Source organism: Pseudarthrobacter sp. R1 (genome assembly GCF_024494415.1).
Lineage (GTDB): Bacteria > Actinomycetota > Actinomycetes > Actinomycetales > Micrococcaceae > Arthrobacter.
Window position 1 is genome coordinate 227,298 of record NZ_JAMKFI010000005.1, and the last position, 12,558, is coordinate 239,855.

Here is a 12,558-nt window from a genome sequence, read left to right on the forward strand (position 1 = left end):
CGCTGTTCACTAAGAAGGAGCCGGCCGTGCTGGTATTACTTGGATTCGCAATGATCGCGGTATTCATGGTGCTGATCATGACGAAAAAGTTGACGCCAGTGCTGGCGTTGATCATCGTCCCTACTGTTTTTGGTCTTTTCGCCGGTGCCGGCCTTGGCATCGGCGACATGGTGATGGACTCGATGAAGGCCATGACCTCAACAGCAGCCCTGCTGATGTTCGCCATCATCTACTTCGGGCTGATGATCGACGTGGGGCTTTTTGACCCGCTGGTCCGGTTTATCCTCCGCAAGCTGGGCAACGACCCCGCCAAGGTAGTGCTGGGTACCGCCATCCTCGCGGCCGCCGTGTCCCTCGACGGCGACGGCTCCACCACCTTCATCCTCACCACGGCCGCCATGCTGCCGATCTACCTCCGGCTGAAGATGAGCCCCGTGGTCCTTACCTGTGTGGCCGGCCTGGCTAACGGCACCATGAACATCGTTCCCTGGGGCGGCCCCACGGCCCGCGCCGCCAGCGCGTTGAAGATCGACGTCAACGATGTCTTTGTCCCGATGCTTCCCTCCCTCCTCGCCGGCATCGCCGTCGTCCTGGCCTTTGCTTGGCTGCTTGGCCTGCAGGAGCGCAACCGCCTCCGGGCCACTGCCCCGGAAATCTGGGAAGCGCCGTCTACGGCAGAGCCTTTCACCGCTGAAGGGTTCGACGGCGGCGCTCCCGCCGGCGGTTCCGGAACCGGCCGCGGACGCAAGGGGTCCGGCCCTTCCGGAACAGCTCCTGCCGGAGCAGCTCCCGCCGTCGCCGGTTCAACCGGCTCCGGCGTGGCCGTGCTCGAACGCACCGAAGACCTGGTGGATGACAGCGACACCGCCATGGCGGACACCGCATTGGACCCGAACCGCAAGACCCTGCGCCCCAAGCTGCAGTGGTTCAACCTCGGCCTGACCGTCGCCGTTATGGGCATGCTGATCGCCGACCTCGTGCCCCTGCCGTACGTGTTTATGGTGGGCTCCGCCATCGCCCTGCTGGTGAACTTCCCCAACGTCAAGGACCAGGCCACCCAGATCGTGGCCCACGCGCCGTCGATCGTGGCGGTGGTCAGCATGGTTATGGCCGCGGCAGTCCTGACCGGCGTCCTCACCGGCACCGGCATGGTGGAAGCCATGTCCGCGTGGCTGGTACAAATCATCCCCACGTCCATGGGCCCGTTCCTGGCGGTCATCACCGGCATCCTCAGCATCCCCATGACGTTCTTCATGAGCAACGACGCCTTCTACTTCGGTGTTCTCCCCGTCCTGAGCGAGACCGCCGCCCATTACGGGATCAGCGCAGCCGAGATGGCCCGCGCCTCCATCACCGGCCAGCCGTTCCACATGCAGAGCCCGCTGGTTCCCGCAATCCTGCTCCTGGTGTCGCTTGCCAAGGTTGACCTCGGCGACCACCACAAGAAGGTGCTGTGGCGCAGCGCCGTGGTGTCCCTGGTCATGCTGGGAATTGGCATGCTGACCGGAGCCATCGGAATCGGTTAGTCTGTAGCTGCCGTGCTGCTGCCCCTCGTGGGCGCCGGCCGGTATGAAGGTGCCCGTCTGACGCCCGCTGGGGGCCGTCAGACGGGCATCATCGTTTCCCCACTAGAATGGGTCGGAAATCAATTCAAACTTTGCAGGGGAGATCCATGGCTGCGATCAACCGTGACGACGTTGCGCATCTCGCGCGGCTCGCTCACATTGAGATGAGTGCCCAAGAGCTGGACAGGATGGCCGGAGAACTCGCGGTCATCGTTGATTCGGTCAAGTCCGTGAGCCAGGCTGCCGGTGACGACGTCCCGGCGACGTCCCACCCCATCCCGCTGAACAACGTGTTCCGCGAGGACGTTGTGGGCCACACCTTCACCGCGGAACAGGCGCTCTCCGGCGCACCGGACTCCGACGAAAACCGTTTCAAGGTCCCGGCAATCCTGGATGAGGCATAAGCATGACTGACAACAACGAACTCATCCGCCTCTCCGCCGCCCGGCTGGCCGAAAAGCTGGCTGCCGGTGAGGTCACCTCCGTCGAGGTCACCCAGGCGTACCTGGACCGGATCGCTGCTGTTGACGGCGGGGAACGCGGCGTCAACGCTTTCCTGCACGTCAACGCCGAGGAAGCCCTCGCCGTCGCCGCCGAGGTGGACGCCATCCGTGCTGCGGGCGGTGCAGAGGCCGAATCCCTGCATGTCCTGGCCGGCGTCCCGATCGCCGTTAAGGACCTCATCGTTACGGTGGGCCAGCCCACCACAGCCGGCTCCAAAATCCTCGAGGGCTGGCACAGCCCCTACGACGCCACTGTGGTGGAACGCCTCCGCGCGGCGAAGATGCCCATCCTGGGCAAGACCAACCTGGACGAGTTCGCCATGGGCTCCTCCACTGAACATTCCGCCTACGGGCCCACCCGCAACCCGTGGGACCTGGACCGGATCCCGGGCGGCTCCGGCGGCGGCTCCGCTGCCGCCGTCGCGGCCTTCGAAGCACCCCTCGCCCTCGGCACCGATACCGGCGGGTCCATCCGCCAGCCCGGGGCAGTCACCGGCACCGTCGGTGTGAAGCCGACCTACGGCAGCGTTTCCCGCTACGGCGCCATCGCCATGGCGTCCTCGCTGGACCAGATCGGCCCGGTTTCAAGGACGGTCCTGGACTCGGCCCTCCTGCACGAGGTCATCGGCGGGCACGACCCCCGCGACTCCACCTCCCTTCCGGACCCGCTGGCAGACCTCGTGGCCGCGGCCAAAACCGGCAGCGTTGAGGGCATGCGGATCGGCATCATCAAGGAACTCCACGGCGAGGGCTACCAGGCCGGCGTCGAAAACCGCTTCAACGACTCCCTGGAGCTCCTCAAGGAGGCCGGCGCGGAAATCGTTGAGGTCTCCTGCCCCAACTTCCAGTACGCCCTGGGCGCCTACTACCTGATCATGCCCTCCGAGGCGTCCTCCAACCTCGCCAAGTTCGACGGCGTCCGGTACGGCCTGCGCGTCCTGCCCGAGGACGGCCCCATGACCATCGAACGCGTCATGGGCGCCACCCGCGCCGCCGGTTTCGGCGACGAAGTCAAACGACGCATCATCCTGGGCACCTACGCCCTGAGCGCCGGCTACTACGACGCCTACTACGGTTCGGCCCAGAAGGTGCGCACGCTGGTGCAGCGCGACTTCGACGCCGCCTTCACCGTGGCCGACGTCCTGATTTCGCCCACTGCGCCCACCACGGCATTCCGCCTTGGCGAGAAGCTGGACGACCCCCTGGCCATGTACCTCAACGACGTCGCCACCATCCCAGCCAACCTGGCCGGAGTCCCGGGTCTGTCCCTTCCCGGCGGCCTGGCCGACGAGGACGGGCTGCCCGTCGGCATCCAATTGCTCGCCCCCGCACGGGAGGACGCACGCCTGTACCGGGTGGGCGCCGTCCTGGAGTCGCTGCTTGAGGCCAAGTGGGGCGGCCCGCTGCTGGCCCAGGCCCCGGAACTGGGTGAGCTCGTCGAAGCCAAGGAGGCAAAATAATGAACACTGACGCAATCCTGAGCTTCGAAGAGGCCATGGAGAAGTACGATCCCGTCCTGGGGTTCGAGGTCCACGTGGAGCTCAACACCAAGACCAAGATGTTCTCCTCCGCCCCCAACGTCTTCGGCGACGAGCCCAACACCAACGTCAACGAAGTGGACTTAGGGCTCCCCGGCGTGCTGCCGGTGGTCAACAAGGCTGCAATCGAGTCCTCGATCAAGATCGGCCTCGCCCTCAACTGCAAAATCGCGGAGTCCTGCCGCTTTGCCCGGAAGAACTACTTCTACCCGGACACCCCCAAGAACTTCCAGACCTCGCAGTACGACGAACCCATCGCGTACGACGGCTACCTGGATATCGAACTCTCCGACGGCACCGTGTTCCGCGTGGAGATCGAGCGCGCCCACATGGAAGAGGACGCCGGAAAGCTGACGCACATGGGCGGCGCTACAGGCCGTATCCAGGGCGCCGACTTCTCGCTGGTGGACTACAACCGTGCCGGCGTGCCGCTTGTGGAAATCGTCACCAAGCCCATCCAGGGCGCCGGTTCGCGTGCTCCGGAACTCGCCAAGGCCTACGTGGCAGCGGTGCGGGAGATCGTGAAGAACCTGGGCGTGTCCGACGCGAAGATGGAACGCGGCAACGTCCGCTGCGACGCCAACGTCTCGCTGCGCCCCCACGGCCGTGAGCGTTTCGGCATCCGATCCGAAACCAAGAACGTGAACTCGCTGCGCGCGGTGGAACACGCCGTCCGCTACGAGATCCAGCGCCACGCTGCTGTCCTGGACGCCGGCGAGCCCGTCATCCAGGAGACCCGCCACTGGCACGAGGACACCCGCACCACCACGTCCGGACGGGCCAAGTCCGACGCCGACGACTACCGCTACTTCCCGGAACCTGACCTGGTTCCCGTGGTTCCGTCGCGGGAGTGGGTTGAGGAACTCCGGGCCACGCTGCCCGAGCCGCCGGCCGCGCGCCGCAAGCGCCTGCAGGCTGACTGGGGCTACTCAGACCTCGAATTCCGGGACGTCGTGAACGCCGGCGTGATGGACGAGATCGAGGAAACCATCGCCGCCGGTGCCTCAGCCTCGGTTGCCCGCAAGTGGTGGATGGGTGAGATCGTCGGCCGCGCCAAGAATGCCGACGTCGACCCGGGCCAGCTCGGCGTCCAGCCTGCCACCATCGTGGAGCTGGCACGCATGGTGGAAGAAGGCAAGATCAACAACAAGATGGCGTCGGAGGTCCTGGACGGCGTCCTGGCCGGCGAAGGCGCTCCGGCGGAGATCGTGGAGAAGCGCGGCCTCGCCGTTGTGTCTGACGACGGGCCACTGCTCGAAGCCATTGACGCCGCGCTGGCCGCGCAGCCTGATGTTGCGGACAAGATCCGCGGCGGCAAGGTCCAGGCCATCGGGGCCATCGTGGGCGGCGTGATGAAGGCCACCCGCGGCCAGGCTGACGCCGCCCGTGTCCGCGAACTGATCCTGGAGAAGCTGGGCGTCAGCGTCTAATCCCTCCTACCTGTCTAGCCACTCCTCACCGGCCGGGCCGCTGGTAACGCCGTGAAATCCCTTTTCGCGGCGTTGGCTGCGGCCCGGTTGAGGTTTAAGTAGTACTCACTTTCCACATGCCGCGGAGTACTCGTGTGCGGCGGCGCACGCCGGCCCTACACTGAAGCTCCAGGGCGCCGCTTGACGGGAAACAGGCCCTGCCGTCGCTGTGGGAGGTATGGGCATGTCCGTCCGGGAACCGTTGAAATTCCGCAAGGCCGCGCTTGCAGGCGCGGTGGCACTCGCGCTGACGGGCACCGGCGTCGCTATCGCCTGGGCCGCCGACCCGTCCCCGCCGTCGTCCTCGGCCCCGGGGAATTCGGACAAGGCCCAGGGGCACAACAAGCCGGACAAAGCCCAGGGGTCCAACAAGGCGGACAAGGCCCAGCGCCCGCAGCACCTGCACGGGGAAAGCGTGGTCAAGAAGGCCGACGGCACGTTCGTAACAGAGCTGGGCCAGCGCGGCACGGTGGAGGCCGTCAGCGGTACCTCCGTCACCGTCAAGAGCGAGGACGGCTACTCGCAGGCCTACAGCGTCACTGCCGAAACGAAAATTGCTCAGGTGCCGCCGGCGGACAGCACCCCGGGAATGGCCGACGGCGGCAAGCGGCCTAAGCGGGCAGCGGGGTCTATTGCGGACATCGCCACGGGTGACGTTGTCCGGATTTCCGGGGTGAAAAGCGGGGACCAGGTCACGGCGGAGCGGATCGTTGAGGGCGGTGACCGTCCGGGACCGGGCTTGGGGACGGGCCGCGGGCACGGCCACGGCAAGGGCCACTCAAAGTAGGTAGCGGCAGTCGTTTTGGACGCCCAAAACGCCTGTGCTACCCAGTTGGGTCAGCCCTGCTCCACCAGCCCCGCCATAATGCCCTGCAGTGCTTCGGCGACTGTCATGACGGAACGGCGCTTCAGGTTCTCGGGCCGCGCCAACAAGTCAATCCGGCGGCGGGTGCTGATCCCCTCAAGGGGCCTCAGCACAATGTCCGGGTTGAGAACCGGTCCTGCGGTGTACCTCGGCAGCAGCCCCACTACTCCGCCCGCTGCCACCAGCGCCGCCACCGTGGAGTAGTCATTGATCCGGTGCACGATGTTCAGTTCTCGGCTGGAAACAGCGGCGACGGCGGACAACACATCCGCGGGGGAGTAACCGGTGTGGCTGGTCACCCACGCCTCGCCGCCGACGTCGTCCGCCGTCACGGCCGCTTTCCCGGCAAGGGGGTGGCCCGCGGGCAAGGCAACATCCAGCGGTTCGTGGGCCAGCGGAATCACCGTCACCCGCTCCGCAGGCCACCGCGGGCTGTGGTCCATCCGGTGGGCAAGGACCAGGTCGTAGCGTGCCGTCAGGGCGGGGAAGTCCTGCTGGGCGACGTCCTCATCCGAGAGCTCGATCCGCGGCTGGCCGGGGGCATCGAGGATCCTGGCCAGCGGCGCGAACACCGCCTGTCCTGCGCTGTGGAACCCGCACAGGGTTACCCGGCCCGCCGCGGAGCCGTGGTAATTGCCGATGGCATCCCGGGCATCAGCCATCGCGCTGACCACGGCGGCTCCGGCGTCGGCCAGTACCTGCCCGGCGTCGGTGAGCACCAGGTTGCGGCCTTCCTTGCGGGTGAGCGGAACATCGACTTTCCGCTGCAGCAGGGCCAGTTGCTGGGAGACGGCAGAGGGGGTGACCATCAGGGTCTCCGCCACTGCCTTGACGCTTCCCAGGGCTCCCAGTTCACGCAGGATTTCAAGCTGGTGTATGTCCACTGGTCCAGTCTATGCGTTAGCTTTGGCTACATCGTCGATTGAGAACTTCGCTGTTGTGCTAAAGCTTCTTCCTCGCTGTAATGAGGAGGGCAGGACCTGCCAACGACGCACAAAGAGTAAGGAAGCCGATGAAGGCTTTGTACAAGGCCGGCCCACAGGCCGGCTTCGAGCTGGTGGACCGCCCCGAACCGGCAGCAGGGCCCGCTGACGTGAAGATCCGGGTCATGACCACCGGCATCTGCGGCACCGACCTCCACATCCAGTCTTGGGATTCCTGGGCGCAGGGGATCATCGAAGCTCCCCTCATCCCCGGCCATGAGTTCTACGGTGAAGTAGTCGACATCGGCGAGGACGTCCGTGACGTCAAGGTCGGCGACCGGGTTTCCGGGGAAGGTCACGTGGTCTGCGGGATTTGCCGGAACTGCCGCGCGGGTCGACGCCAGATGTGCATCCACACCGTCAGTGTGGGCGTGCAGCGCGACGGCGCGTTCGCGGAGTACGTGGTGATCCCGGAAACCAACGTCTGGGTCCATCACGATCCGTCTGTTACCCCCGAGCTCGGCGCCATCTTCGATCCCTTCGGCAATGCCGTGCACACCGCCCTCAGTTTCCCGCTGGTGGGGGAGGACGTGCTCATTACCGGAGCGGGCCCCATCGGGCTGATGGCCATCGCCGTCGCCCGCCACGCCGGAGCCCGCAAGATCGCCATCACGGACGTCTCGCGGCCAAGGCTGGACCTGGCCCGGCAGCTCGGCGCAGACCTTGCCATTGACGTCTCCACCACCCGCGTCCGGGAAGCCCAGCGGGAGCTGGGGATGCGCGAAGGTTTCGACATCGGGATGGAGATGTCCGGCCACCCCACCGCCCTGCCGGAGATGATCGACAACATGAATCACGGCGGCCGGATTGCCATGCTGGGACTGCCCAGCCAGGACATCACCATTGACTGGGGCAAAGTAGTGACCCACATGCTCACGCTCAAGGGCATCTACGGGCGGGAGATGTACGAGACCTGGTACGCGATGAGTGCCATGCTCTCGTCCAACCCCGTGCTGCACGCGGGCATCTCCGCCGTCGTCACCGATACGCTCCCGGCCGCCCAGTGGGAAAAAGGCTTCGACCTGGCCCGCAGCGGCGCAGGCGGAAAAGTTGTCCTCGACTGGACCCAACTCTAAGGAACACCATGTACACCTCGATCAAGGAACAGCTGACCACCGAGCTGGAGGACATCCGCACCGCGGGGCTCTTCAAAACCGAGCGCAGCATCAACTCGGCCCAGTCCAGCCACATCACCGCGGGCCTCATCGGCCAGCAGGATGCCAACGTGCTGAACTTCTGCGCCAACAACTACCTGGGCCTGGCGGACCATCCTGAAATCATCAGCGCAGCGAAGGGCGCCATGGACGAACGCGGCTTCGGCATGGCCAGCGTGCGGTTCATCTGCGGCACCCAGGACCTGCACCTGGAACTTGAAGCACGTGTTTCGCGGTTCCTGGGAACCGAGGACACCATCCTGTTCTCCAGCTGCTTCGACGCCAACGGCGGCGTTTTCGAGTCCCTGTTCGGCCCGGAGGACGCTGTCATTTCCGACGCCCTTAACCACGCCTCCATCATCGACGGCATCCGCCTGTGCAAAGCGCAGCGTTACCGGTACGCCAACCAGGACATGGCTGACCTCGAGGCGAAGCTCATTGAGGCAAAGGATGCCCGCCGCAAGATCATCGTCACCGACGGCGTCTTCTCGATGGACGGGTACCTGGCGCCGCTGGAGGCCATCTGCGATCTCGCCGAGAAGCACGACGCCCTGGTCATGGTGGACGACTCCCACGCCGTCGGTTTCATGGGCGCAACCGGCGCAGGCACACCCGAACACGCAGGTGTGTCGCAGCGGGTGGATATCTATACCGGGACCTTCGGGAAAGCACTGGGTGGGGCATCAGGGGGATACGTGTCCGGCCGCGCAGAGGTAGTGGCCATGCTGCGGCAGAAGGCCCGCCCCTACCTCTTTTCCAACTCCCTTGCCCCGGCTATCGTCGCCGCCACCATCAAGGCACTGGACCTGGTGGAGAACTCGGCGGAGCTGCGGCGCACGCTTTTTGACAACGCCGCACTGTTCCGCCGCCGCATGACCGAGGAGGGGTTCGACCTCCTCCCCGGCGAGCATGCCATCGTCCCGGTGATGTTCGGCGACGCCGTCCTGGCCGCGAAGGTGGCTGACCGGATGCTGCAGCACGGCGTCTTCGTTACGGCTTTCAGCTTTCCCGTGGTTCCGCGCGGGGCGGCCAGGATCCGGGTGCAGCTTTCGGCTGCGCATTCAGCGGACGACGTCGAAGCCTGCGTGCGTGCCTTCGTCGCCAGCCGTGGCGAAGTGGCAGCGTGACGGCACTCACCGCCCGCCCCTAACTCTGCAAGGATGGTGCCATGGCAGCACACTATGACGTCCTGATCGTCGGCGGCGGAATTGCCGGGCTTTCCCTGGCTTCGGCGCTGGCGGGCACCTGCAGCGTGGCGTTGGTGGAGGCCGAGCAGGAGCTGGCGTACCACACCTCCTCCCGCTCAGCCCGCCAGCTCATCCCCAGCTACGGTCCGCCCGTGGTCCAGGAACTGACGGTCCGCACCCTGGAACTGATCGCAGCCCGCGATGCCGGGCTGCCCGAACCAGTGCTCATGCCCCGCAGCTTTATGTTGATCGGGACCGAGGAGGCGGTGGCAGCGGAAGCCAGCGGCCACATGCGCTCCGTCACCCCGGCCGAGGCGCTGGAACTCTGCCCGGCACTGGTCCCGGACTCGTTCACCGCCGCCGGGCTGGACACCGGATCCTTTGGCTGTAACGCACCCCTGCTGCTCGCGGACCACCGCCAGCAGGCGCTGGCAGCCGGGGTGGACATCATTACGGGCGCGCGGGTTCACTCCGCGCAGCGCCTTGGCTCCGGCTGGCAGGTGGGGGCCGGGATGGAGGCATTCGAAGCCGGCGTCCTGGTCAACGCGGCCGGCGCCTGGGCGGACGAGCTGGCTGTGATCAGCGGAGTGGAGAAGCTCGGGCTGCAGCCGTACCGGCGCACCGCGGCCATTGCCGCCGTCGAACGTTCCCTGCCGCCGCAAAGCCCCATGGTGGCGGCAGCGGACAACACGTTCTACTTCCGGCGCGAGGGCGACGACGTGCTGATCTCCCCGTCCGAATCGGTGCCCAGCGGCCCAGAGGATGCCAAGCCCCGCCCGGGTGACGTGGAGCGCCTGGTAGCCAGGCTCAACGAGTTGACCACGCTGGGCATCACGGAAGTCCGCCGGGCCTGGACCGGCTTGCGGACCGAAGCGGCCGACGGCGTCCCCGTGGCCGGCTTCGACGCCGAAGCCCCCGGCTTCTACTGGCTCGCCGGCCAGGGTGGCTATGGCTTCCAGACATCGTCCGCCATGGCGGAGCTCGCGGCTGGGCAGATCCTCGCCGGTCTCGAATCCGAAGGCAATGTCGCCCAGGCAGCTGACGATGGTCCGGCATCCCGGACAGCTGAGGCGCTCGCGGCCACCCGCTGGTCAGTCCGGCGCTGAAGAATGGTCGTATGAGTACGCTGATCACCAATATCGCCGAGCTGATGACGCAGGACCTGGAGCGCCGGGTCCTGCGGGACGCCGCGGTGGTGGTGGAGGGGGAGCGGATTTCGTGGATCGGCGCCGCTGCGGATGCTCCCGCTGCCGATGACGCCGTAGACGCGGCCGGCCGGGCCATGATCCCGGGCTGGGTGGACTCCCATACGCACCTCCTCTTCGCTGGTGACCGGACGGCGGAGTTCGAGGCGCGGATGGCGGGGGAGTCGTACTCGGCCGGGGGCATCGCCGTCACCATGAACGCCACCCGTGCCACATCCGATTTCGACCTCACCCGCCTGGCGCTGTCCCGCGTTGACGAAGCCGTTTCGCAGGGAACCACCTACATCGAGACGAAGACGGGCTACGGCCTGGATGTTGAACACGAGACCCGGAGCGCTCGCATCGCCTCTACGGTGGCAGATCAGGTGACGTACCTCGGAGCGCACTTGGTCCCTGCCGGACGGGACGCGGACGAGTACACCGACCTCGTGTGCGGCCCAATGCTCGCCGCCGTCCGGCCCTACGTGCAGTGGGCCGACGTATTCTGCGAAGAGGGGGCCTTCACCGCTGAACAGTCCCGGCGGGTCCTGCTGGCCTGCCGTGACGCAGGCCTGGGGCTGCGCGTCCATGGAAACCAGCTGGGTGAAGGCCCGGGCGTGCAGCTCGCCGTCGAACTTGGAGCTGCGAGCGTGGACCACGTGAATTACCTCGCGGAAAAGGATGTTGACGCCCTGGCCGGAACCTGGAGTGGGTGGGACGCCGCTTCCGGAACCGGTGTGACGGGGACTGTGGCAACCTGCCTGCCCGCCTGCGATCTTTCGACGCGCCAGCCCCTTGCCCCCGCGCGGGCACTGCTTGACGCCGGCGTCCAGGTGGCGCTGGCCTCCAACTGCAACCCGGGCACGTCCTACACCAGCTCGATGGCGTATTGCGTCACAACCGCGGTGCTGCAGATGGGCCTCAGTGTCCATGAAGCTGTCCGAGCGGCGACCTACGGCGGGGCCCTTGCACTGCACAAGGACAAGGGAAACGACGCCGACGGCGAACGCGCGGTGGGTTCAATTGCCGTCGGACACCGGGCGGACCTTCACCTGCTCAATGCGCCGTCGGCTACCCACCTGGCTTACCGTCCGGGCATGCCGCTGACGTACGCTGTTTGGCGGGCCGGTACAAGGGCCAGGTAAATCCCGCCGACAAACTGACGTTAGTTGATCATTAGGCTTCTGTTATGATCAGAAAGCGTCATCTCACCCGATGGCGGGAGTATCTGGAGGCCCCTGCATGACCCGCACTGACCGGCTGACGGCCATACTCGATCTCCTGGCCAGGACCGGCCAGGTGGAGGTCGAAGAGATCGTCAGCACCCTCAACGTGTCCCCGGCCACCGCCCGGCGCGACCTGGACAGCCTCGCAAAGCGCCGGTTGCTCACCAGGACCCGGGGTGGTGCCACGACAGGTGCGTTGGCCTACGACCTGCCAGGCCGGTACAACCGCGACGATCACGCCGAGGCCAAGGAGCAGATTGCCCAGGCGGCCTCTACACTGATTGCCCCCGGCGCCGTGATCGGGCTCTGCGGTGGCACCACCAGCACTGCACTGGCACAGATCCTGGCCACTCGCGAGGACCTCAACGCACCTTCCAACCAGCCCACCCTCACCGTGGTTACCAACGCCATCAATATCGCCGGACAGTTGGCGGTGCGGCCCAACATCAAAGTCATGGTCACCGGCGGGATCCTCAATCCGCGGTCCTACGAACTGGTGGGGCCGTACACGGACATCATCATGCAGAAGGTGGTGCTGGACATCGCCTTCATCGGCGTCAACGGCATCGATCCCGAAGTTGGGCCAACGAATACAGGGGAGGGGGAGGCGTCCGTGAACGCCTTGCTGGCCAGCCGCGCGCGTGTCTCCTACGTGCTGGCCGACTCGTCCAAGGTTGGGGTGCGCGCCTTTGCCACCATGGACGGCTACAACTTCACCCGCTTGATCACGGATGCGGGGATCTCGGCGCACGACAAGGCGGCCTTTGAGGCCAACGGCACGGAAGTGATCGTGGCCGCGGGCTGAAGCCGGTTGTAGCTGGGATTGAAGCATCCAGCGCGCCGGTGCGCCCTCGGCAGCCGGACACCGCAGGGCAATCAGGCCG

Annotated in this window: 11 protein-coding genes; 10 read left to right on the forward strand and 1 reads right to left on the reverse strand. The window is 66.3% G+C overall.

The window, feature by feature from the left end; translation table 11 throughout:
* Positions 1-26: 26 nt before the first annotated feature.
* The 5 genes from M8J71_RS05220 (at position 27) to M8J71_RS05240 (ending at position 5,862) form a co-directional block, all read left to right on the forward strand.
* Positions 27-1,526 carry a CitMHS family transporter gene (locus M8J71_RS05220; RefSeq protein WP_256246916.1) on the forward strand — a complete coding sequence of 500 codons (1,500 nt, stop codon included), beginning with the start codon at positions 27-29 and terminating at the stop codon, positions 1,524-1,526.
* 146 nt (positions 1,527-1,672) lie between these two features.
* Positions 1,673-1,969: an Asp-tRNA(Asn)/Glu-tRNA(Gln) amidotransferase subunit GatC gene (gatC, locus tag M8J71_RS05225; RefSeq protein ID WP_163164358.1), complete on the forward strand. Its 297-nt coding sequence runs from the start codon at positions 1,673-1,675 to the stop codon at positions 1,967-1,969.
* 2 nt (positions 1,970-1,971) lie between these two features.
* Positions 1,972-3,528, forward strand: coding sequence for an Asp-tRNA(Asn)/Glu-tRNA(Gln) amidotransferase subunit GatA (gatA, locus tag M8J71_RS05230; protein WP_256246917.1), 1,557 nt, complete (start codon positions 1,972-1,974; stop codon positions 3,526-3,528).
* The gene (gene gatB, locus M8J71_RS05235) at positions 3,528-5,036 is read left to right on the forward strand and encodes an Asp-tRNA(Asn)/Glu-tRNA(Gln) amidotransferase subunit GatB (RefSeq protein WP_256246918.1); all 1,509 of its coding nucleotides are present in this window, start codon (positions 3,528-3,530) and stop codon (positions 5,034-5,036) included. The genes gatA and gatB overlap by 1 nt, the downstream gene beginning before the upstream one ends.
* A gap of 223 nt (positions 5,037-5,259) precedes the next feature.
* The gene (locus M8J71_RS05240; protein WP_256246919.1) at positions 5,260-5,862 is read left to right on the forward strand and encodes a hypothetical protein; all 603 of its coding nucleotides are present in this window, start codon (positions 5,260-5,262) and stop codon (positions 5,860-5,862) included.
* A gap of 50 nt (positions 5,863-5,912) precedes the next feature.
* Here M8J71_RS05240 and M8J71_RS05245 read toward each other — a convergent pair whose 3' ends face one another.
* Complete coding sequence (locus M8J71_RS05245; protein ID WP_256246920.1) at positions 5,913-6,824, reverse strand: LysR family transcriptional regulator; 912 nt, start codon at positions 6,822-6,824, stop codon at positions 5,913-5,915.
* Positions 6,825-6,952: 128 nt separating this feature from the next.
* On the opposite strand from M8J71_RS05245, the gene tdh reads away from it, so the two are divergent.
* The 5 genes from tdh to M8J71_RS05270 all read left to right on the forward strand — a co-directional run bounded on the left by tdh (position 6,953) and on the right by M8J71_RS05270 (position 12,479).
* A complete protein-coding gene (gene tdh, locus M8J71_RS05250; protein ID WP_163164363.1) occupies positions 6,953-7,999 on the forward strand; it encodes an L-threonine 3-dehydrogenase in 1,047 nt (348 codons plus the stop codon).
* A gap of 8 nt (positions 8,000-8,007) precedes the next feature.
* The gene (locus tag M8J71_RS05255) at positions 8,008-9,204 is read left to right on the forward strand and encodes a glycine C-acetyltransferase (RefSeq protein ID WP_256246921.1); all 1,197 of its coding nucleotides are present in this window, start codon (positions 8,008-8,010) and stop codon (positions 9,202-9,204) included.
* Between the two features lie 41 nt (positions 9,205-9,245).
* Positions 9,246-10,370 carry an NAD(P)/FAD-dependent oxidoreductase gene (locus M8J71_RS05260; RefSeq protein WP_256246922.1) on the forward strand — a complete coding sequence of 375 codons (1,125 nt, stop codon included), beginning with the start codon at positions 9,246-9,248 and terminating at the stop codon, positions 10,368-10,370.
* Positions 10,371-10,381: 11 nt separating this feature from the next.
* On the forward strand, positions 10,382-11,593 hold the full coding sequence (hutI, locus tag M8J71_RS05265) for an imidazolonepropionase (protein ID WP_256246923.1): 1,212 nt from the start codon (positions 10,382-10,384) through the stop codon (positions 11,591-11,593).
* Positions 11,594-11,690: 97 nt separating this feature from the next.
* A complete protein-coding gene (locus tag M8J71_RS05270) occupies positions 11,691-12,479 on the forward strand; it encodes a DeoR/GlpR family DNA-binding transcription regulator (protein WP_256246924.1) in 789 nt (262 codons plus the stop codon).
* Positions 12,480-12,558 lie beyond the last annotated feature (79 nt).